Annotated in this window: 20 protein-coding genes, 1 pseudogene and 1 riboswitch; of the genes and pseudogenes, 19 read left to right on the top strand and 2 right to left on the bottom strand. The window is 46.2% G+C overall.

Going from position 1 to position 19,331, the window contains the following annotated elements; translation table 11 throughout:
• Nucleotides 1-93: 93 nt before the first annotated feature.
• The 7 genes and pseudogenes from BAMF_RS27895 (at nt 94) to BAMF_RS27925 (ending at nt 5,524) form a co-directional block, all read left to right on the top strand.
• The gene (locus tag BAMF_RS27895) at nt 94-1,131 is read left to right on the top strand and encodes a YkvI family membrane protein (RefSeq protein WP_013352041.1); all 1,038 of its coding nucleotides are present in this window, start codon (nt 94-96) and stop codon (nt 1,129-1,131) included.
• 98 nt (nt 1,132-1,229) lie between these two features.
• Nucleotides 1,230-2,352, top strand: a pseudogene (locus BAMF_RS27900) (hypothetical protein).
• A gap of 109 nt (nt 2,353-2,461) precedes the next feature.
• A riboswitch (PreQ1 riboswitch) is annotated at nt 2,462-2,506 on the top strand.
• A gap of 97 nt (nt 2,507-2,603) precedes the next feature.
• Nucleotides 2,604-3,263 carry a 7-cyano-7-deazaguanine synthase QueC gene (queC, locus tag BAMF_RS27905; RefSeq protein WP_003154679.1) on the top strand — a complete coding sequence of 220 codons (660 nt, stop codon included), beginning with the start codon at nt 2,604-2,606 and terminating at the stop codon, nt 3,261-3,263.
• 60 nt (nt 3,264-3,323) lie between these two features.
• Nucleotides 3,324-3,704: a 6-carboxytetrahydropterin synthase QueD gene (gene queD / locus BAMF_RS27910; RefSeq protein ID WP_232469734.1), complete on the top strand. Its 381-nt coding sequence runs from the start codon at nt 3,324-3,326 to the stop codon at nt 3,702-3,704.
• Nucleotides 3,697-4,428 carry a 7-carboxy-7-deazaguanine synthase QueE gene (gene queE, locus BAMF_RS27915; protein ID WP_013352044.1) on the top strand — a complete coding sequence of 244 codons (732 nt, stop codon included), beginning with the start codon at nt 3,697-3,699 and terminating at the stop codon, nt 4,426-4,428. The genes queD and queE overlap by 8 nt, the downstream gene beginning before the upstream one ends.
• An 18-nt stretch (nt 4,429-4,446) precedes the next feature.
• On the top strand, nt 4,447-4,941 hold the full coding sequence (queF, locus tag BAMF_RS27920; RefSeq protein WP_003154673.1) for a preQ(1) synthase: 495 nt from the start codon (nt 4,447-4,449) through the stop codon (nt 4,939-4,941).
• 307 nt (nt 4,942-5,248) lie between these two features.
• Nucleotides 5,249-5,524 (top strand): DUF3219 family protein, encoded by a 276-nt coding sequence (locus BAMF_RS27925; protein WP_013352045.1) that lies wholly within the window; start codon nt 5,249-5,251, stop codon nt 5,522-5,524.
• 73 nt (nt 5,525-5,597) lie between these two features.
• On the opposite strand, the gene BAMF_RS27930 is transcribed toward BAMF_RS27925, so the two are convergent.
• Entirely contained in the window at nt 5,598-5,783 is a 186-nt protein-coding gene (locus BAMF_RS27930) for a YkvS family protein (protein WP_013352046.1), read from the bottom strand.
• 163 nt (nt 5,784-5,946) lie between these two features.
• On the opposite strand from BAMF_RS27930, the gene BAMF_RS27935 reads away from it, so the two are divergent.
• The 6 genes from BAMF_RS27935 to BAMF_RS27960 all read left to right on the top strand — a co-directional run bounded on the left by BAMF_RS27935 (nt 5,947) and on the right by BAMF_RS27960 (nt 12,404).
• Nucleotides 5,947-6,141 (top strand): hypothetical protein, encoded by a 195-nt coding sequence (locus BAMF_RS27935; RefSeq protein WP_013352047.1) that lies wholly within the window; start codon nt 5,947-5,949, stop codon nt 6,139-6,141.
• Between the two features lie 273 nt (nt 6,142-6,414).
• Nucleotides 6,415-7,038, top strand: a complete 624-nt coding sequence (locus BAMF_RS27940) for a cell wall hydrolase (protein WP_013352048.1) — start codon at nt 6,415-6,417, stop codon at nt 7,036-7,038.
• 113 nt (nt 7,039-7,151) lie between these two features.
• Complete coding sequence (locus tag BAMF_RS27945) at nt 7,152-8,492, top strand: polysaccharide biosynthesis protein (protein WP_013352049.1); 1,341 nt, start codon at nt 7,152-7,154, stop codon at nt 8,490-8,492.
• A 53-nt stretch (nt 8,493-8,545) separates the two neighbouring features.
• Complete coding sequence (gene stoA / locus BAMF_RS27950; protein ID WP_013352050.1) at nt 8,546-9,040, top strand: endospore biogenesis thiol-disulfide oxidoreductase StoA; 495 nt, start codon at nt 8,546-8,548, stop codon at nt 9,038-9,040.
• A gap of 243 nt (nt 9,041-9,283) precedes the next feature.
• Complete coding sequence (locus BAMF_RS27955) at nt 9,284-11,197, top strand: heavy metal translocating P-type ATPase (RefSeq protein WP_013352051.1); 1,914 nt, start codon at nt 9,284-9,286, stop codon at nt 11,195-11,197.
• Between the two features lie 112 nt (nt 11,198-11,309).
• Nucleotides 11,310-12,404 carry a M24 family metallopeptidase gene (locus BAMF_RS27960; protein WP_013352052.1) on the top strand — a complete coding sequence of 365 codons (1,095 nt, stop codon included), beginning with the start codon at nt 11,310-11,312 and terminating at the stop codon, nt 12,402-12,404.
• Nucleotides 12,405-12,461: 57 nt separating this feature from the next.
• Here BAMF_RS27960 and BAMF_RS42020 read toward each other — a convergent pair whose 3' ends face one another.
• The gene (locus tag BAMF_RS42020) at nt 12,462-12,587 is read right to left on the bottom strand and encodes a hypothetical protein (protein WP_014470464.1); all 126 of its coding nucleotides are present in this window, start codon (nt 12,585-12,587) and stop codon (nt 12,462-12,464) included.
• 97 nt (nt 12,588-12,684) lie between these two features.
• On the opposite strand from BAMF_RS42020, the gene BAMF_RS27965 reads away from it, so the two are divergent.
• The 6 genes from BAMF_RS27965 to splA all read left to right on the top strand — a co-directional run bounded on the left by BAMF_RS27965 (nt 12,685) and on the right by splA (nt 19,301).
• The gene (locus tag BAMF_RS27965; protein ID WP_013352053.1) at nt 12,685-13,650 is read left to right on the top strand and encodes a LacI family DNA-binding transcriptional regulator; all 966 of its coding nucleotides are present in this window, start codon (nt 12,685-12,687) and stop codon (nt 13,648-13,650) included.
• A gap of 50 nt (nt 13,651-13,700) precedes the next feature.
• On the top strand, nt 13,701-14,567 hold the full coding sequence (glcT, locus tag BAMF_RS27970) for a glucose PTS transporter transcription antiterminator GlcT (protein WP_088030502.1): 867 nt from the start codon (nt 13,701-13,703) through the stop codon (nt 14,565-14,567).
• Between the two features lie 232 nt (nt 14,568-14,799).
• Entirely contained in the window at nt 14,800-16,896 is a 2,097-nt protein-coding gene (gene ptsG / locus BAMF_RS27975) for a glucose-specific PTS transporter subunit IIBC (RefSeq protein WP_013352055.1), read from the top strand.
• A gap of 96 nt (nt 16,897-16,992) precedes the next feature.
• Nucleotides 16,993-17,259 carry a phosphocarrier protein HPr gene (locus BAMF_RS27980; RefSeq protein ID WP_003154654.1) on the top strand — a complete coding sequence of 89 codons (267 nt, stop codon included), beginning with the start codon at nt 16,993-16,995 and terminating at the stop codon, nt 17,257-17,259.
• Nucleotides 17,259-18,974 carry a phosphoenolpyruvate--protein phosphotransferase gene (gene ptsP, locus BAMF_RS27985; protein WP_013352056.1) on the top strand — a complete coding sequence of 572 codons (1,716 nt, stop codon included), beginning with the start codon at nt 17,259-17,261 and terminating at the stop codon, nt 18,972-18,974. The genes BAMF_RS27980 and ptsP overlap by 1 nt, the downstream gene beginning before the upstream one ends.
• An 87-nt stretch (nt 18,975-19,061) precedes the next feature.
• A complete protein-coding gene (gene splA / locus BAMF_RS27990) occupies nt 19,062-19,301 on the top strand; it encodes a splAB operon transcriptional regulator SplA (protein WP_013352057.1) in 240 nt (79 codons plus the stop codon).
• The last annotated feature ends 30 nt before the right edge of the window (nt 19,302-19,331 follow it).

The raw sequence follows: 19,331 nt of genomic DNA on the forward strand, positions 1-19,331 counted from the left end.
CCCGGGGAGGACGATTTGTTCTTCTTTTCAGGCGACTTGTCTCATAAGCATATAAAAAGGCCTGGACAAATTTGCGCTTAGCCGGAGGGTGAAATGGGACAAACAAAAGGTTCTGCAAGTCAGCTTGCATTCGTATACGTAGGAACGGTTGTAGGAGCCGGTTTTGCCACGGGACGGGAAATCGTTGAATTTTTCCTCAGGTTTGGCTGGATCGGTCTGTTCGGTATCATGGTAAGCGGTCTGATGTTTATATATTTAGGCGCCAAAATCATGATCATTTCCAAACGGATTCATGCAGCATCTTACCAGGAATTGAACACGTATTTATTCGGCCGGTCTATCGGACGCGCCGTTAACATGTTTATGATGTTTATATTGCTGGGAGTGACTTCTGTCATGCTGTCCGGAGCGGGAGCGCTGTTTCATGAACAGCTTGGCTGGCCCGCACAAGCGGGAATACTTTTGACGATCGTATTGAGTTTTGCCGTCATGACAAGCGGTGTTAAAGGTGTGTTCGGCGTCAATGTATTGGTTGTGCCGCTTTTAATTTCCTTCTCTTTTATCGTTGCCGCTGATTCTTTTGTATTTACAAGCACGAGAAATGCGGAAGAATGGGTATGGCCTGACAAGTGGAATTGGCTTTTGTCAGCCGTCTCTTACGGCGCGTTAAATTTATCGCTCGCCCAAGCTGTCCTTGTGCCGCTTGCGAACGAAATGTCATCAGAGAAGGTGATCAGAAGGGGAGCTTACTTAGGCGGCGCTCTTTTGACACTGGTGCTTGCCGCGAGTTTCTTATCATTATCGGTGCTGCCGGATGTACTGGAGTTTGACATTCCGATGGCTCAAGTTGTCTATTTCTATTCACGATCGCTTCATCTCATTTATTTGATTATTATTTTCGGGGAAGTGTTTACGTCGGTCATCGGCAATTTATACGGATTGGAAAAACAATTAAACAGTTTTCTTCATATAAAAAGTACATATATTTACGGCGGCATTTTGGTGTTTGCTTTTATTGTCAGCCAAATCGGCTACGGACAGCTGATTTCCACTGTTTACCCGGTGTTTGGATATGTGAGCCTGGCCTTTATCGGCGCATTGGTTTGCAAAAAAATCCCGAGAGAAAAATAACGGATATAAGGAAAATGTCTGTATTTTTTGGGAATTCCCCTTCTTTTTTCCTGTCATTTCTGTATAATGAATTGGGAAATGATGGGGAGGAGTAAGAGATGAAAGATCGACGTGTGTTATTGGGATTTATTTTTATTTGTATCGGCATTGCGTTTTTTTTTACAGAAGGCGGGAGTTATACATATATCCGGTGGTTCGGCGTGGCCGTTTCTTTTCATTATAATGTCCGCAGGGTTCCACGCTGGATTTATTTTTGTGAAAAAAGCGCCTGAACAAGCGGGACTGCTCGTTCCCGGCGGTATGTTTCTGGTGCTGGGCTGCTTATTTTGGTTTGAGACGGCAACGGGATGGGCGTATTCAGCCATGACGTGGCCTGTTTATATTTGGGCGCCTGCTCTCGGTCTGTTTGAGCTGTGGTATTTCGGCGGGAGAAAGACAGGGGCATTGATTCCCGCTTTGATCCTGACAGCGGCGGGCGCTCTATGTTTTGCCGGTATGCTGATGACAGGGCTGTGGCCGCTTTTGATCATTGCTGCCGCGCTTGTGTTTCATGCCGCTGCCTTCATGCAGCCGAAAAAAAGAACGGGCCTTCTCATTCCGGGCGGCATTATGCTTGTGACGGGCGGTTTATTATGGTTTGAAACGCTGACGGATTGGACATACGCAAATGTGAGCTGGCCTGTCTATCTCTTTGCCGTAGCGTTCGGCCTGTTTGAGGCTTGGATGTTCGGCAGAAAGCAAAGAGGGCTTTTGGCTTCTGCGGCGGTTCTGTGTGCTATAGGGATTTTCGGCATATTCACGAATGCAAATGAAGTCATCAGCGAACGCGGCTGGCCCGCTCTCATTCTTTTGCTTGCCGCCGCTTTTCATATTCCGATTTTCGGCCCGAAACCGGTAAAAAACGCGGGGCTTCTCGTACCGGGCGGAATTTTATTGATTACGGGGCTCCTGTTTGTCTTTGAAACGGCAACAAATTGGTCCTATTCCGGTGTGACGTGGCCTGTTTACCTGCTGGCGGCGGCATTCGGTTTATTTGAGCTGTGGCTGTTCGGCGGGAAACAAAAGGCGCTGCTCATCCCGATTGCGGTGCTGACTTTGACAGCACTTTGCTTTATGATGACGTATCATCCGATCGTTCCGGTTTCTGTTTTCTGGCCTGCTTTATTTGTTCTGATCGGTATTGCGCTGATGGCGTTTCCGAAGAAGAAGCGCGGGGCTTAAACCGGCTTTTGCAGCCTGACACAGGTTTTCAGGCTGTTTTTTTATTGTCATGGGAAACAACATTATGGTATGATAGCAAAAGTGAAAAAAGAAGAAAATCCGTATCTATGCGGGAGAGGTTCTAGCTACACCCTCTATAAAAAACTAAGGACGAGCTGTATCCTTGGATACGGTTTTTTTTATGTTTTTTAGGGCGCCTTCTCCGAGAAAGGCGCTTTTTTTATGGAATGATAGATAAGGGAGAGAATGAAATGAAAAAAGAAAAAGCGGTTGTGGTGTTCAGCGGAGGCCAAGACAGCACGACTTGTTTATTATGGGCTTTGCAAAACTTTGAAGAAGTAGAAACCGTTACATTCCATTACAATCAGCGTCATCAAGAAGAAATTGATGTGGCAAAATCGATTGCCGAAAAACTCGGTGTCAAAAATCATCTGCTTGATATGTCTCTTTTAAATCAGCTTGCGCCAAACGCGCTGACACGGGATGATATCGAAATTGAAGCGAAGGACGGGGAATTGCCGACAACGTTTGTGCCGGGACGCAACCTCGTGTTCTTATCGTTTGCTTCCATTCTTGCGTATCAAATCGGCGCGCGCCACATCATTACCGGTGTTTGCGAGACTGATTTCAGCGGCTACCCGGACTGCCGTGACGAGTTTGTCAAGTCCTGCAATGTCACCGTCAACTTGGCGATGGAAAAGCCGTTTGTCATTCATACGCCGCTTATGTGGCTGAACAAAGCGGAAACTTGGAAGCTTGCTGATGAGCTCGGCGCGCTTGATTTTGTAAAGAATAACACACTGACTTGCTATAACGGCATCATTGCGGACGGATGCGGCGAATGCCCGGCATGTCTGCTCCGCAATAAAGGATATGATGAATATATGAAAATGAAAGGAGAGCGGAATTAATTGCTTTCTCAAATTTACCCGCAGGTTCAGCATCCTTATTCGTTTGAGTTGAATAAGGACATGCACATTTCAGCCGCGCACTTTATTCCCCGTGAAAGCGCCGGAGCGTGCAGCAGAGTCCACGGGCACACATATACCGTAAATATTACCGTCGCAGGTGATGAACTGGATGATTCAGGCTTTCTCGTGAATTTCAGCGTGCTGAAGAAATTGGTGCACGGCGCTTATGACCACACATTGATGAATGACCATGATGAATTTTCTGATGATGACAGATACTCGCTTCCGACAACTGAAGTCGTGGCCAAAACGATTTACGATAAGGTTCAGTCCTACCTTGAAACACTGGAGAATCAGCCGGTCTGCGTCCAGATTTTTGTCAGGGAAACCCCGACGAGCTATTGCGTATACCGCCCGAAAAAAGGTGATATGAATGGCTAAAGGAATCCCGGTATTAGAAATTTTCGGACCGACGATACAAGGGGAGGGCATGGTCATCGGCCAGAAAACCATGTTCGTCCGCACGGCTGGCTGCGACTACTCCTGCAGCTGGTGCGACTCTGCTTTTACATGGGACGGCTCAGCCAAAAAAGATATCCGCTGGATGACGGCGGAAGACATTTACCGCGAGCTGAGAGAAATCGGCGGAGACGCCTTTTCCCATGTCACCATCTCAGGAGGAAACCCGGCGCTGTTAAAGCAGCTTGACGCGCTGATTCTGCTGTTGAAAGACCACGGTGTGCGCGCCGCTTTAGAAACGCAGGGAACGGTCTATCAGGATTGGTTTACCATGATTAACGATCTGACCATTTCACCGAAGCCGCCAAGCTCGGGAATGACAACCGATTTTGCAAAGCTTGATCATATTGTGTCTTCGCTTGATGCGGCAGAAAGGCTCAGCGCGGTCAGCTTAAAAGTCGTTATTTTTAATGATGAAGATCTGCAATTCGCGAAAACCGTGCATAAGCGGTATCCGAATATCCCGTTTTATCTTCAGGTCGGTAACGATAACGTCCATACGACGGACGATCAGGCATTAATTGCGCATCTGCTCGGAAAGTATGAAAAACTCGTTGATAAGGTTTCTGCCGATGCCGATCTGAATCTCGTCAGAGTCCTGCCTCAGCTGCACACACTGCTCTGGGGCAATAAACGGGGAGTTTAATAGAAAGGGAGAATTTACATGACCAGAAAAGAATCAGAATTAGAAGGAGTTACGCTCCTGGGGAATCAAGGGACAAACTATTTATTTGAATATGCGCCGGAGGTTTTGGAATCATTTCCGAATAAACATGTGAACCGTGATTATTTCGTTAAATTCAACTGTCCGGAATTTACGTCGCTTTGCCCGAAAACGGGACAGCCGGACTTTGCAACCATCTATATCAGCTATATTCCTGACGAAAAAATGGTGGAAAGCAAATCGTTAAAGCTGTATCTTTTCAGCTTCCGCAACCACGGAGATTTCCACGAGGACTGCATGAACATCATCATGAATGACTTGATCGAATTAATGGACCCCCGTTACATTGAAGTGTGGGGCAAATTCACGCCAAGAGGCGGAATCTCCATTGATCCGTATACAAACTACGGCAGACCGGGAACAAAATATGAAAAAATGGCCGAACATCGGATGATGAATCATGATATGTACCCGGAGACGATTGATAACCGTTAATTTACGAGACGGATACGGACTCGGGGCGTAACCTAAAACCCCCGCCTTTTAGGGCGGGGGTATTTTTTTGTCTGCAAAACGTTACGGGAAAAGTCTGAAGGGAAGAAAAAAGACGAGTAAACCCGGGGGGAGTGTACTCGCCGCTTCATTACGTGACGGGTGCTGGATGGCAGCTCGTCTGTTTTATCATAAAATAGGGAACATACGTTTGTAAAGGCCTGCGCCGTTTTTTTCCATGCGGAGCGGATCAATTGTGAATAAATGATCAGAATGATAGCATGTCCTGTAAAAAGAAGGAGTGTTTTTCATGGAGCTGTTAGAGTTGAACGGTGTAAGGCTTAAGATGTATGACTGTAAAGAAAGTGCGGGCAAAAACGGCCGCGTTATCTCATTTATATTGAAGGTGACCTCTGAAACGTATCATGATATTGCCGTCCTTTTGTATGAAAAAACTTTTGAAATCAAGGTGCCAAAGCGGGGGCTTGATTTCCGCGGCAAAATAACCAACTACTATACATCCGTCACAAATCTTTACAATAAAGACGAGACCGGAGATTTTTTTGTTGAAATGACTGAGATCTGAATTCATTTGAAAAAGCTGCCGGGCGGCAGCTTTTGTACGGGATATGTAAATGGTTCGGATGGTTTGGTGGGGCTTAATAGGAGTCTTTGATGATTTTGTAATTCTTATGGTTGACGACAGTGAGGGAATCTAATTCAAGATCACGATAATTATCCATGATGGTTACATCAACGATGACGGAGTTTTCATTTACCTTTTCAACGATACCGGTTAATCCGTTTTTAAATTCAATGACGTTTCCAACCTTAGCAATTTTCACGAGCTTCCTCTCCTTTATCATAAATCCTGTTTGAAAATATTTTGCAGTATTTTCTTTAAGAAGTAAAGCGATATGGGTATCAGCCCGCTCAATCATTGTCCCGGCGGGGGAAAGATGGTATATTGATTTTCGGGAAAAAGCCGAGAAAAGGGGGGTGTGTTTGTTGCTGCCTGAGGAAATATCAGAACGTATCAACCAAATACGCACCGGTGAAGTCAAAGAATTCAGGGTGCAGAAAGAACATTTTCTTGCATTTCGAGCGGTTTTGTCGAAGCAGGAAGATTTTAAGCATTTCCGCGGTATTGCCCAGCAGGGCGGAGATGTTGTTTTCCAGTATTTAGAACAGCCAAGAAGCTGACGGCTCCTCGCACATGAGGAGTCTTTTTTTGATTTCGGTGTTTCATTTCATCCTGCTGTAACAGATGTAAACAAAATGTAAAATCCCTCCGATGGATACTTTTACTGCTATTTGGTTAATGTTGTGAGAATGACGGCCGTTTTCCTTCCAATAACAAGGATGTTAACGAACTTCTTCCATCATAAAAGCTGATTGGGAGCGCTGGAAAATCTTTAACCGTGAATTTGCGTACAGCTCTTGTTAAGGTAGTGAAGTATTTAAGGAGGAAATCGTATGACGACAAAATTTGCTGCCTTGGCTGTCTTTTTTCTTTGTTTTATGCCTGCAACAAAAATTGAACATACAGAAGCTCTGTTTACTTTAGCGAAGAAGCCAAAGCAAGAATCCAGCACACTGGTTGCTGATTTAAATAGAAAAGGTTCGGTTCCGAAGCTTTCAAAAACTGATCAGAAGCATTCTATCCATCCGATAAAGCTGTCATCTCATCTGGAGAAGAAAGCCAAACCGGAGGAGACGGCTTATCAGCCCCCGAAAAAGACGTATTCCCGTGCTGACAGAGAACTTCTGTCACGTCTCGTTCACGCGGAAGCGAAAGGTGAGTCTTATAAAGGGAAGGTTGCGGTAGCCAGCGTAGTGCTGAACCGGACTGAAAAGAACGGCTTCCCGGATACCATTCGGGGTGTGATCTATCAAAGGAATGCATTTGAGCCGGTAGCAAACGGAAGCATTAATCAAAAGCCGGATAAGGATTCCATTGTCGCCGCAAATGAGGCGCTTGACCATCCGGGCAGAGAAACGAGCGCATTGTTTTTCTACAATCCGAAAACGGCGTCTGACAACTGGATCCGTTCCCGAAAAATTATCGAACGGATCGGCAGACACGTATTTGCTATGTAAGCATAGCGGGATCAAATATCCCGGCTATGCTTTTTTCAATTTTAAGAAATCGAAAATATTTTCAGAACTTGTCTCATATGATGATGGAAGAACGAGAGACAAGGAGAGACACCATGAATCGATTTGTGAAAGGGATCATTCTTTTATCCATTGCCGCCTTTTTCGCTGAATGTCTGGAATTTGTCGTGAATATGATACTGGCGCGGGAGCTTGGCGAGCATGGGATGGGGCTTTACATGAGCATTCTGCCCACCATTTTTTTAATTATCGTGATCGCCAGTCTGGAGCTTCCGATCTCCATTTCAAAATTCATCGCGGAATCCAATCAGAAGCTGCATGAAAGCATGCTGCGGCATGCCTTCAGAATGACCGCCGTATTTACCGCGTTTTCAACCGCGGCCGCAAGCATCGCGCTGCCGTTCATTCCTGTATTCGATACGTATCACCCTTTTATCAAAGGGATTGTCATCGGACTGATCCCCGTCGTCGCTTTTACATCCATCGCCAGAGGCTATTTTATGGGTGTGCAGCAAATGGGGAAAATCGCGGTTGCGAATGTATTGAAAAAAATCATTCAAGTGCTTTGTCTGTTTATCTTTTTTCAATGGTACTCGTTTGAAATTGATATGGCCGTGCTCATTTCATTATTTGTGCTGGTCGCAAGCGATGTCGTGGTGTTCGTTTACTTGTATACGCAGTTTATTTTAGCGCGGAGGACGCTTTCCGGCCATCAGCATATTCACCTGCGCGGCAAGGATGTGAGGAAACGCCTTCTGGCCGTATCCATTCCGACAACGGGACTTCGTATTTTTCACGCGGTGACAAACGCCATTGAACCCTTCTTAGTAAAAGGAGCGCTGCTGGCGTCGGGGGCAGCCGGGACCGCTGCGATTGATCAATACGGCATGCTTGCCGGTGTAGCGGTGACGATCGGTTCGTTTCCCGCATTTATCGCTCATTCGCTGATGGTTGTTATGATTCCGAGCATTTCAGAAGCGTACGCGCTGTCTCAATATGATATTGTACTGAAACGCCTGAGACAATCGATTTTTATTACATTCGGCTACGGCATTCCGGCTGTCTGGATTATGTTTCAGTTCGCGGCCCCGCTGACCCATTTGTTTTTTCAGTCTCCGGAAGCGCAGTATTATTTGCAGCTTTTGTGGCCGTATTTTCTTTTTCATCTGTTCGTGATGCCGCTTCAGGCCTGTCTGATCGGCATCGGCCATGTAAAGACGGCGTTTTATCATAATGTATGGAGCCATATCGTGGCGCTTTCGATGATGTATGTGCTCGGTTCTATGCCGGAATTGCAAATGCTCGGCATTATACTCGGCATGAATACCGGCATGATTCTTCTGACAAGTTTACATTACGCGACAATCTGCAAAGACCTCGGTGTCTCCGTGTTTCTGACGGGAGGCGGAAGAACAGCGCCCCGGATTGAAGGCTGATACATTTCGATAAGGAAGGGCAAGCTATCCGAAACGCATGAAAGGAAGATCGTATGCATAAAACCCGCCTTATTGTATGTGCAGTCCTTTTGATAGCTGCAGCCGTCTGGATGCCTGAAGCGAAAGCCTCATCAGAAAAACGGGCAATTCCCGCTGTGTTTTTGATGAAGACGATTGAAGGAGACGAGATATCGATCCCGGATAAAGGGCAGAAAACAATTTTGCATTTTTGGACATCGTGGTGTCCGTCTTGCAAAAAAGAACTGCCTCAGTTCCAAACGTACTATGAACAGAGTCAGTCCGATGATGTAAGACTTGTAACGGTAAATCTGATGAATGCCGAGCGAAACAAAGATACCGTTCAAAACTTTGTCAATCAGCACCATCTCACATTCCCGATTGTTCTTGACTCTAAAGGCGAGCTCATGAAGGAATACAATGTGATGACGATTCCCACGTCATTTCTGTTGAATGAAAAAGGGGAAATCGAAAAAAAGATCGTCGGTCCGATGACCGCATCACAATTAAAAGAATGGTCTGAGAAATAAAAAGGCGCGGGAGGATTTCCTCCCGGCCTTTTTTTGCATATAATGAACAGCTGAAGGAGTGCTAATGATAATTATTATCAAAAAGAAATTAAAACAATTATAATTGAAATCTTCCGCCGGCATGCTATAATAAAGAAAACACCGCGATATTACTGTGAAAATGCTGCCTGTTAGGCGGCTGTTTTTGCTTTTATCGGGGAATTGAAGATGATTTGCGTTCTCAATTAGAGAGGAGAATTCATAATGAATGAACAAGTGATGTCTCAAGCCCATTCACAACAGCAGATACAAGAAGAACGGTCCGGAAAAAAGTGGCTCCAGCATGCGGAGCTCATCGCGGCTCTCGTATCCGGCGCCCTCATTCTTGCGGCCTGGTTTTTCACCGAAACAAAAGGCCTGTCCGTCACTTTGTATATCCTTGCCTTCCTGATCGGCGGATTTGCAAAAGCGAAAGAGGGCATCGAGGATACACTGGAAACGAAGACGTTAAATGTTGAACTGCTGATGATTTTTGCCGCTGTCGGTTCTGCCCTTATCGGTTATTGGGCGGAGGGCGCCGTCCTTATTTTTATTTTTTCGTTAAGCGGCGCGCTCGAAACATATACGATGAATAAGAGCAGCCGTGATTTAACCTCCCTGATGAAACTGGAGCCGGAGGAAGCGACCTTGATTGCGGATGGACAGGAAAAGCGGGTGCCGGCCGCTGAACTGAAGATCGGAGACATGATCGTCATTAAGCCGGGCGAACGGGTAGCGGCCGACGGGATTATTGAGTCAGGCGTGACGAGCCTTGATGAATCGGCGCTGACGGGTGAAGCGATGCCGGCGGAAAAAACACCCGGAGATTCTGTGTTTACAGGAACGGTAAACGGAAACGGCTCCTTAACAGTCCGTGTTACGAAAACAAATGAACAGTCCTTATTCAGAAAAATTATCAGACTGGTGGAATCGGCTCAAAACAGTGTGTCACCGGCCCAGGCGTTTATTGAGCGATTCGAAAGTGTCTATGTCAAAGGCGTGCTTTTAGCCGTGGCTTTGCTTTTATTTGTTCCTCATTTTGCATTAGGATGGAGCTGGAGTGAAACCTTTTACCGGGCGATGGTGTTTATGGTGGTCGCCTCGCCGTGCGCACTTGTCGCTTCCATCATGCCCGCTGCGCTTTCCCTTATTTCAAATGGGGCCCGCAACGGATTATTGGTCAAAGGAAGTGTATTTTTAGAGCAGCTGGGAAGCGTTCGGATGATTGCGTTTGACAAAACCGGCACGGTAACGAAAGGACAGCCGGCAGTCGCGGTTTTCCAAGCGGCAGAACATGTGAATGAAGATGAGATCATGCAAGCGGTGTATGCGATTGAAAAGCAATCAAGCCACCCGCTTGCAAAAGCGATAGCTGAATTTGCCGAAAGCCGAGGCGCCGCGCCCGCAGGCCATACTTTAATTGACGAGACGTCCGGATTCGGTGTTCAGGCTGATATAGAAGGAGTTAAATGGATGATCGGAAAAGCGGGATTTGCAGGCGAAGAGGCGGCAGACGCTTTTTTGAAAACATCGGGAAAAGAGTTAAAAGGGAAAGGCTTTACGCTTGTTTTCGTTAAGAAAGATGACCGGATAGCAGGCTGCTTTGCTTTAAAGGATCAAATCCGCCCTGAAGCCAAAGCGGTGATGGCTGAACTTAAATCACTGGGCATTAAAACCGCCATGCTCACAGGCGATCAGCCTGAAACAGCGGCTGCCATTGCAAAAGAAGCGGGCATGACGACGGTTGTTGCAGATTGTCTGCCCGACCAAAAGGCGGAAGAAGTGAAGAAGCTGAAAGAAACGTACGGTACAATCGCCATGGTGGGGGACGGCATTAATAACGCGCCCGCTCTGAAAACCGCTGACGTCGGTATTGCGATGGGCGGAGGGACGGACGTGGCTTTAGAAACCGCTGACTTGGTCCTCATGAAAAATGACCTTTATAAGCTTGTGAAAATGTGCAGACTCTCACGGAAAATGAACCGGATTATTAAGCAGAATATTGTTTTCTCGCTTTCGGTCATCTGCCTGCTGATCTGCGCCAACTTTCTGCAGGTGATGGAACTGCCGTTTGGTGTGATCGGTCATGAAGGAAGCACGATTCTGGTCATACTGAACGGACTGAGATTATTAAAATAAGCAGAACAGCCGCACACCGGGCGGCTGTTTTTTTAATGTTCGTTCACAGCATAAACGCCGGAAAACTGATAGAATGAAAAAAGAGTCACATTGGTAAGGAGGAAAAACAAAAATGAACAGATTAGAACGTGTTTCATCTTGGCTGAAAAAAGAAGGGCATGACGCGGCGTTTATACATACAAAGGAAAACGTATTTTATTTGACTGATTTTTATACAGACCCGCATGAGCGGTTAATGGGATTATTCCTGTTCCAGGAACAGGAGCCGTTTTTCGTTTGCCCCGGAATGGAAGCCGGACAAGCCCGCAGCGCCGGGTGGGAGCATGATATTATCGGATACGGTGATCACGAAGATCCGTGGGAGCTGATAAAAGCCGAGCTTGCAAGACGAAATATGCGGCTTGATTCCATCGCGGTTGAAAAGGATTCGATCTCACTTTCCCGCTCAGAACAACTTAAGCACGCTTCAGGTGGCGCCGCATTTGCATCGGCAGAAGAAACACTCAACCAATTCCGTCTCGTCAAAGATGAGAAAGAAATCAGCATTCTGAGGGAAGCGGCAAAACTCGCGGATTACGGAGTTGAAGTCGGTGTCGCGGCGCTTAAAGAGGGTGTGAGTGAAACAGAAGTACTGGCGCAGATTGAGTTTGAGCTGAAGAAAAAAGGCGTGCAGGGCATGTCATTTTCAACAATGGTGCTGTTCGGAGAAAAATCAGGCCAGCCTCATGGAAATCCGGGTACAGACCGGTTGAAAAAAGGTGATTTCGTTCTGTTTGATCTGGGCGTTATTCTTGACGGCTACTGCTCAGACATAACGAGAACATTCGCATACCAATCAATCAGCCCGAAGCAGGAAGAGATTTACGAAACGGTGCTTAAAGCTGAACAGGCGGCGCTTCAATTAAGCAAACCCGGCGTCAGAATCGGCGATCTTGATTTAAAAGCCCGCGGCATTATTGAAAAAGCCGGATACGGGGACTATTTCCCGCACCGTCTCGGCCACGGACTCGGAATTTCAGTGCACGAATATCCATCAATGAGCAGTGCGAACGACACACTCCTTCAAGAAGGAATGGTATACACAATAGAACCCGGGATTTACGTGCCTGATGTAGGCGGCGTGCGCATTGAAGACGACGTGTTTGTCACAAAAGACGGCGCCGAAACATTAACGCAGTATCCGAAAGAATTAACGATCCTGAAATAGAAAGCTTTGTGATAAAAAAGGACGGTTCTGGAAGGCAGCGTCCTTTTTTATCACCTTTTAAATGAAAAAATCATCAAAATGCTGAAATGGTTTGATATCATGCTTTTCCCGCAGCGGCCGCACAGCAAGATAACTGCCGCCGAGTATGGCCAGACACAAACCGATTAAGCAAAGAATCCCCATCACTGTTATTCTCCTTTCAAACGAATAGGCTGTATCTGTTTTTAGCTTACTGTATGAAACGCATTCCAGATCAAGGGAAAAAAGAAGGGGGGACGCCATGGCCACGATCAGAGACATTGCCGGCGCTGCCGGGGTCTCCGTTACAACCGTATCAAGAGTATTAAACAATCATCCGTATGTAAGTGAAGACAAAAGAGAAAGAGTGAAAAAAGCGATGCAATCGCTCGGATACAGGCGCAACATTCATGCTGTGCATTTATCCAAAGGTTTTTCCGATATGATCGGCGTTGTGCTTCCGTCGGTGAATCTTCCGTATTTTGCAGACCTTGTCGCAGGTATTGCTGAGGCTGCCGAAGCGTCAGGCGTGCATCTTTCTTTATACCAGACAGATTATCAGCAGCAAAAAGAACGCTTTGCCTTATCACAATTACAGGAGCGCCAAGTGGACGGCCTGATTATCTGCTCCAAAGCAATTCCTGATGAGCATCTGCTTTCCGTGCAAGAACCGCTCATCCTCTGCCAGCATACTGATACGGCGGGGCTTTCCTCAATCAGTAATCCGCACCGGGAAGCATTTCGGCACGGTCTGGATTATCTGATAGAAAAGGGACACCGGAAAATAGCGATCAGCCTGGCGAGAAAAAAGGGGAAAAACAGTCAAGTCCGCATTGCCGCATATAAAGAGGCGCTGAAGAAGATCGGGCAGCCTTACAGGGAAGAGCTGGTTGTGGAAAAGGCGCTGACGCTGCTTGACGGAAAAGCTCTTTTTCATAGATGGCAGAGCTGGGATGACAAACCGACTGCGCTGTTTGCGGCGAATGATCAAGTGTCCGCCGGTCTTTACCTTGAAGCCAAAGCAAACGGGACAAGAATTCCGGAAGAGCTTGCGATTTTGAGCATCGACAATCATGATATCAGCAGGATGCTGGGTATTTCCACAATAGATATACAAACGAAAGAAATGGGAAAGCAGGCTTTTCACATGCTTGAGAATCGGATCAGCGGAGAGCCCCCGTCAAGGAAGGTTCTTGATTACCGGCTTATTGAACGATCATCCGTCTAAAAAAAGAATTGACGCGCTTTCCGTTCGTTTTGTACGATATGAGGTATTGAATGACAAAGGAGCTGAGGATCATGAAGGGGTCCTTTACAGTTGAGAAGGTATTAAATAACAATGTGCTCATCGCAACACATGATAGATACAGTGAGGTCGTCTTAATCGGGAAAGGGATCGGCTTTGGAAAAAAACAAGCGGATGTCATTGAAGATAAAGGATATGACAAGATGTTCATCTTAAAGGATGAAAAAGAACAAAAACAATTTAAAAAGCTCCTCGGTTATGTGGACGAGACACTTGTCGACATCTCCAATGACGTCATTTATCATATCAAGAAGCGGACAAGCCAGCCGTTGAATGAACATATCCATATTGCGCTGACGGATCATATCGCCTTCGCGGTAAAGCGGCTGCAGCAGGGCTTTGACATTAAAAACCCGTTTCTTATGGAAACCGAAACACTTTATCCGGAAGAATTTCAAATTGCCCGTGAAGTCGTCGGCATGATTAATGAAAAGACGGGAATCTGCTTTCCGGAAGGAGAGATCGGCTTTATTGCTCTTCATATCCATTCCGCTCTTACGAATCGGCCCCTTTCAGAGGTCAACCAGCATTCACAGCTGATGTCCCGGCTCGTTCAGGTGATAGAGGAATCTTTCCAAATGGAAGTGAATAAAGAAAGCGTCCACTATTTGCGGCTGATCCGGCATATCAGATTTACCATAGACAGGATTAAGCGGGAAGAGCAGACAAAAGAACCAGAAAAGTTAATGTTATTATTGAAAAATGAATACCCGCTATGCTACAATACTGCTTGGAAACTGATAAAAATCTTGCAGCAAATGCTGAAAAAACCAGTTCATGAGGCGGAAGCGGTTTATCTCACGCTTCATCTGTACCGATTAACCAATAAAATTTCATAATTTCAGTTGAAACCTTTAAAAACGTGTCACTGATTCGATCAGGCATGAGTGATTGAGGGTAAAAAACGGGAAGAACGGTCCCGTTATTTTGCACACCCTTTTTTACTCATGCCTTTTTTGTTGTGTAAAAGGGCAAATGTAAACGGTTAAACTGAAGACTTGCGCCTATGAATTCGTTGTCATGAATTTTCGCTGTAAGGTCACACTAGCTAACAGAGGAGGTACATCTTTTATGTTTAAAGCATTATTCGGCGTTCTCCAGAAAATCGGCCGTGCTCTTATGCTTCCGGTTGCGATTTTACCGGCAGCGGGGATCTTGCTTGCGTTAGGAAATGCCATGCAGAACAAAGATATGATTCAAGTGATGCATTTCTTGAGCAATGATAACGTGCAGCTTGTGGCGAACGTCATGGAAAGCGCCGGCCAAATCGTATTTGACAACCTGCCGCTTCTATTTGCAGTAGGGGTAGCGATCGGTCTTGCGAATGGAGACGGCGTTGCCGGAATCGCGGCTATTATCGGATACTTGGTCATGAACGTATCCATGAGCGCCGTGCTGATGGCAAACGGCAGTATTCCGTCTGACAAAATTGAACGGGCAAAGTTTTTTGCGGAAAATCATCCGGCCTATATTAACATGCTGGGGATACCGACTTTGGCGACGGGCGTGTTCGGCGGTATTATCGTCGGGGTTCTGGCCGCGTTATTGTTCAACAAGTTTTATAAAATTGAACTTCCGCAGTATCTCGGGTTTTTTGCGGGTAAGCGGTTTGTCCCGATTATCACATCAATTTCCGCATTAATTCTCGGTCTTATTATGTTAGTGATCTGGCCTCCAATCCAGCACGGTCTGAATTCCTTCTCAACGGGACTTGTGGAAGCGAATCCAACCTTGGCAGCCTTTATTTTCGGAATGATTGAACGGTCATTAATTCCGTTCGGCCTTCATCACATTTTCTACTCGCCGTTCTGGTATGAATTTTTCAGCTATAAAGATGCGGCTGGAGACATCATCCGCGGAGATCAGCGGATTTTCATGGCTCAGATCAAAGACGGCGTACAGCTGACGGCAGGTACATTTATGACGGGGAAATATCCGTTTATGATGTTCGGCCTTCCGGCGGCAGCGCTTGCAATCTATCATGAAGCGAAGCCTGAAAAGAAAAAACTTGTAGCCGGAATCATGGGTTCTGCCGCTCTGACAAGTTTCTTAACGGGGATTACCGAGCCGCTTGAATTCTCATTCTTGTTTGTGGCTCCTATCCTGTTTGCGATTCACTGCGTATTTGCTGGACTTTCCTTTATGGTTATGCAGCTATTGCATGTAAAAATCGGTATGACTTTCTCAGGCGGTTTGATTGACTACTTCCTGTTCGGAATTCTGCCTAACCGTACGGCTTGGTGGCTGGTCATTCCAGTCGGCTTAGGATTTGCCCTCATTTACTACTTCGGTTTCAGGTTTGCGATCAGAAAGTTCAATCTGAAAACGCCGGGCCGTGAAGAAGAGGCTGAGGATGAAGGGGCAGGCGTATCAGGCGAAGCCGGCGACCTTCCTTATGAAATCCTGCAGGCAATGGGTGATCAGGAAAATATTAAGCACCTTGACGCTTGTATCACGAGACTTCGCGTCACGGTCAACGACCAGAAGAAAGTGGATAAGGCCCGACTGAAACAGCTTGGCGCATCAGGCGTTCTTGAAGTCGGAAACAATATTCAAGCCATTTTCGGCCCGCGCTCTGACGGTTTAAAAACTCAGATGCAGGATATTATCGCGGGACGCACGCCGCGCCCGGAACCGAAAGTATCCGCACAAGAAGAAGTCAGCCAGCAGGTTGAAGAGGTTATCGCGGAGCCGCTCCGAAATGAGCAGGGTGAAGAAGTGTTCGCTTCTCCGATCACCGGCGAAATCCATCCGATTACGGATGTGCCTGACCAAGTGTTCTCAGGAAAAATGATGGGTGACGGTTTTGCGATTCTTCCTGAAGAAGGAATTGTCGTATCGCCAGTCCGCGGAAAAGTGTTGAATGTTTTCCCGACAAAACATGCGATCGGCCTTCAGTCTGACGGCGGAAGAGAGATCCTGATTCATTTCGGTATCGACACAGTCAGCCTGAAAGGTGAAGGATTCACTTCATTTGTTTCTGAAGGTGACCGGGTTGAACCGGGTCAAAAGCTGCTTGAAGTTGATCTTGAAGCGGTTAAACCTCATGTTCCTTCATTAATGACACCGATTGTCTTTACAAACCTTGCCGAGGGCGAAACGATTTCCCTTTCAGCCGAAGGTACTGTAAAACGGGAACAAAAAGATATTGTGAAAATCGGAAAATAAGCATATAAATACGCCGTGCTTGTCAGATGACAAGTACGGCTGTATGATATAATATTGTGTAGTAATATAGCTTTAATTTAAAGGAGAATGATAATCATGGCACAAAAAACATTTAAAGTAACAGCAGATTCCGGAATCCACGCTCGTCCTGCGACAGTTCTTGTACAGACTGCAAGCAAATATGATGCTGACGTAAACTTAGAATATAACGGTAAAACAGTAAACCTTAAGTCTATCATGGGCGTTATGTCTCTAGGTATCGCTAAAGGCGCTGAAATCACAATTTCCGCTTCAGGCGCTGACGAAAACGATGCTCTTAACGCTTTAGAAGAAACAATGAAAAGCGAAGGACTCGGCGAGTAATGCAAGAATTAAAAGGAATAGGCGCTTCAGCCGGAATTGCGATTGCAAAAGCATATCGGCTTGAAGAGCCGGACTTAACGGTTGAAAAGAAAAACATTGCTGATGCTGCGGCTGAAGTAAGCCGTTTTGATGAAGCGATTGTACGTTCTAAAGAAGAGCTTGAGAAAATTAAAGAGCATGCTTTAAAAGAACTGGGACAAGACAAAGCTGACATTTTCTCCGCGCACCTTTTAGTTCTGAGTGATCCTGAGCTGCTAAATCCGGTAAAGGAGAAAATCAGCACAGATTCAGTCAATGCTGAATTCGCTTTGAAGGAAACAGCTTCCATGTTCGTTACCATGTTTGAATCAATGGATAACGAATACATGAAAGAGCGTGCGGCGGATATCCGTGACGTAACAAAACGTGTGACGGGGCACCTGCTGGGCGTGGAAATCCCGAACCCGAGCATGATCTCAGAAGAGGTTGTCATCGTGGCTGAAGATTTGACACCGTCTGATACGGCGCAATTAAACCGTCAATTTGTAAAAGGTTTCACAACCGATATCGGCGGACGTACTTCACACTCCGCAATCATGGCCCGTTCGCTTGAAATTCCGGCTGTTGTCGGCACAAAAGCGGCTACAGGCACAATTGAAAACGGTGTTACGGTAATCGTAGACGGCATCGATGGTGATGTTATCATCGATCCTTCCAGTGAAACGTTAAAGAAATATGAAGAAAAACACAGTGCTTATCTGGCGCAAAAAGCTGAGTGGGCAAAGCTTGTCAATGAACCGACTGTTTCAAAAGACGGCCATCATGTAGAGCTTGCCGCAAACATCGGCACCCCTGATGATGTAAAAGGCGTTCTTGAAAACGGTGGAGAAGCTGTAGGGCTTTACCGTACGGAATTCCTATACATGGGACGCGACCAGCTTCCGACAGAAGACGAGCAATTTGACGCTTATAAAACGGTTCTTGAGCGTATGGAAGGAAAATCAGTTGTCGTCCGGACATTGGATATCGGCGGCGACAAAGAGCTTCCTTACCTTCAGCTTCCTAAAGAAATGAACCCGTTCTTGGGCTACAGAGCCATCCGCCTTTGCCTTGAAGAGCAAGAAATCTTCAGAACTCAGCTGCGTGCGCTGCTTCGTGCAAGTACATACGGAAACTTAAAAATCATGTTCCCGATGATTGCGACAGTAAACGAGTTTAAACAGGCGAAAGCGATTCTTCTTGAAGAAAAAGAAAAACTCGTCAAAGCCGGCGTAACGGTTTCTGACGATATTGAAGTCGGTATGATGGTAGAGATTCCGTCTACAGCCGTTATCGCAGATCAGTTTGCCACAGAAGTTGACTTCTTCAGTATCGGAACAAATGACTTGATCCAATACACGATGGCTGCTGACCGTATGAACGAGCGTGTGGCTTATCTGTATCAGCCATACAACCCGGCGATTCTCCGTCTTATCACCCTTGTCATTGAAGCCGCTCACAAAGAGGGCAAATGGGTCGGCATGTGCGGAGAAATGGCAGGAGACGAAATTGCGATTCCGATTCTTCTCGGCTTAGGCTTAGATGAGTTCTCAATGAGCGCTACATCCATCCTTCCGGCAAGAACGCAGATCAGCAAGCTTTCTAAAAAAGAAGCTGAATCATTCAAAGAAACAATCTTGTCTATGAGCACGACAGAAGAGGTTGTCGCATTCGTTAAAGAAACATTCAATAAGTAATACAACAGCCAGACGGTGTAAGCCGTCTGGTTTTTTTCATATTCGGAAAAAAGCGGGGAACAATAACTTTCAACAGGAGGGATTATCATGACAAAACCGTTTGGGGCGGGGGATACGGTCTATGTGATTTACCGCAATCCGCATGCCGCCAATGTTGCCCATATTAAAGAAGCAGAGATCGTTCATCATCCGTATCATGAGGGAGAACTGTCTCTGTTTTTATACGAAACCTATCATCCGCTGGCCGAAGATGATGCGGTCTTTTCGACATATGAGGAAGCAGAAGCGCTTTACAGCGAACTTTTTGACGAAGACCGGTATCACTGATCAAAGGAAATGTTTACAACGCATATTCAC

Origin of the sequence: Bacillus amyloliquefaciens DSM 7 = ATCC 23350 (genome assembly GCF_000196735.1) — a bacterium.
Taxonomy (GTDB): domain Bacteria; phylum Bacillota; class Bacilli; order Bacillales; family Bacillaceae; genus Bacillus; species Bacillus amyloliquefaciens.

Coding starts and splice junctions, on each gene's coding strand:
- glcT (WP_088030502.1), top strand. CDS start 13,701: ATGACAAAGGAGCTGAGGATCATGAAGGGGTCCTTTACAGTTGAGAAG.
- queE (WP_013352044.1), top strand. CDS start 3,697: ATGGCTAAAGGAATCCCGGTATTAGAAATTTTCGGACCGACGATACAA.
- stoA (WP_013352050.1), top strand. CDS start 8,546: ATGCATAAAACCCGCCTTATTGTATGTGCAGTCCTTTTGATAGCTGCA.
- splA (WP_013352057.1), top strand. CDS start 19,062: ATGACAAAACCGTTTGGGGCGGGGGATACGGTCTATGTGATTTACCGC.
- BAMF_RS27960 (WP_013352052.1), top strand. CDS start 11,310: ATGAACAGATTAGAACGTGTTTCATCTTGGCTGAAAAAAGAAGGGCAT.
- BAMF_RS27955 (WP_013352051.1), top strand. CDS start 9,284: ATGAATGAACAAGTGATGTCTCAAGCCCATTCACAACAGCAGATACAA.
- BAMF_RS27940 (WP_013352048.1), top strand. CDS start 6,415: ATGACGACAAAATTTGCTGCCTTGGCTGTCTTTTTTCTTTGTTTTATG.
- BAMF_RS27895 (WP_013352041.1), top strand. CDS start 94: ATGGGACAAACAAAAGGTTCTGCAAGTCAGCTTGCATTCGTATACGTA.
- BAMF_RS42020 (WP_014470464.1), bottom strand. CDS start 12,587: ATGGGGATTCTTTGCTTAATCGGTTTGTGTCTGGCCATACTCGGCGGC.
- BAMF_RS27980 (WP_003154654.1), top strand. CDS start 16,993: ATGGCACAAAAAACATTTAAAGTAACAGCAGATTCCGGAATCCACGCT.
- ptsG (WP_013352055.1), top strand. CDS start 14,800: ATGTTTAAAGCATTATTCGGCGTTCTCCAGAAAATCGGCCGTGCTCTT.
- BAMF_RS27945 (WP_013352049.1), top strand. CDS start 7,152: ATGAATCGATTTGTGAAAGGGATCATTCTTTTATCCATTGCCGCCTTT.
- queD (WP_232469734.1), top strand. CDS start 3,324: ATGCACATTTCAGCCGCGCACTTTATTCCCCGTGAAAGCGCCGGAGCG.
- queF (WP_003154673.1), top strand. CDS start 4,447: ATGACCAGAAAAGAATCAGAATTAGAAGGAGTTACGCTCCTGGGGAAT.
- BAMF_RS27925 (WP_013352045.1), top strand. CDS start 5,249: ATGGAGCTGTTAGAGTTGAACGGTGTAAGGCTTAAGATGTATGACTGT.
- ptsP (WP_013352056.1), top strand. CDS start 17,259: ATGCAAGAATTAAAAGGAATAGGCGCTTCAGCCGGAATTGCGATTGCA.
- queC (WP_003154679.1), top strand. CDS start 2,604: ATGAAAAAAGAAAAAGCGGTTGTGGTGTTCAGCGGAGGCCAAGACAGC.
- BAMF_RS27965 (WP_013352053.1), top strand. CDS start 12,685: ATGGCCACGATCAGAGACATTGCCGGCGCTGCCGGGGTCTCCGTTACA.